Raw genomic sequence first — 1,088 nt, forward strand, 5'->3', positions numbered from 1 at the left:
TGAAGCGTCCTGGGTTTAGTTCCTACCTCAGCTAAGGAAGGATTGAACTATGCCTAGAAAGTATTCCGTTGAGTTCAAGGAGAAGGCGGTCCATCAGATCATCGAAATGGTCCGCCTGGAGTCCTGCTCACTGCAACGTGCCTACACGGAGATCGGTGAGCTGCTTGGAGTGTCTCACCATACGTTGCGGGCTTGGTACCGTGACAGCGCTTCAGTACGTGATGACTCTGGCGCTTCAGGTGGCGAAACAATGGAAGAAGAACTCAAGCGTCTGCGCCGCGAAAACCGTGAGCTGAAGCGAGCAAACGGGATTCTTAAGACTGCTTCGGCTTTTTTCGCAGCGGAACTCGACCGACCCACGACCAAATGATCTCTTACATCGACGCGTATAAGGATCAGTTTGGGGTCGAGGCCATCTGCCGAGTCCTTAAACAAGCAGATCGTGGATTCATCACCTCACGCGGCTACCGCAAAGCCACCACACGCGTTCCCAGTGCAAGGACCTTAAGCGATAGCCTTCTCATCCCAGAGATACAACGTGTGCATGCGCAGAATTTCTCGGTCTACGGCATCCGCAAAATGTGGCACGCGATGAACCGTGAAGGCTTTCATATCGGCCGCGACAAGACTGCACGACTGATGAAGCTAGCTGGTGTTTCCGGCCGCAGACGTGGACGAACCCCCGTGACAACGACTAGCCCGAAGAAACCGGATCATCGCCCAGACCTAGTGCAGCGAAACTTTCGAGCACAAGCACCAGGAAGGTTGTGGGTTGCCGACATTACCTACGTTCGCACCCTGTCAGGATTCGCCTACACCGCGTTTGTCGTGGATGTCTACAGTCGAAAGATTGTTGGTGTTGCTACACGCTCAACGATGCGCACCGATGCGCTACCCATGGAGGCCTTGGAGCATGCGTTAACGACTGCAGGGCGAATCCATGGAAACCAGCTGATTCACCACAGTGATCGGGGCAGCCAGTACGTGTCACTGAAGTATTCCACCGCTCTCGCGGAAGCAGGAATACGCCCGAGTGTGGGGACAGTCGGCGATTCTTATGACAATGCACTAGCCGAAACAGTCAATGG

The 1,088-nt window shown here is 54.4% G+C and carries 1 pseudogene; it reads left to right on the forward strand.

From position 1 onward, the window contains the following. Positions 1-49: 49 nt before the first annotated feature. Positions 50-1,088: pseudogene (locus QKD99_RS11470) on the forward strand (IS3 family transposase); the annotation flags it as partial.

The sequence above is a fragment of the Corynebacterium sp. c3Ub_189 genome, assembly GCF_039907195.1.
Taxonomy (GTDB): Bacteria; Actinomycetota; Actinomycetes; order Mycobacteriales; family Mycobacteriaceae; genus Corynebacterium.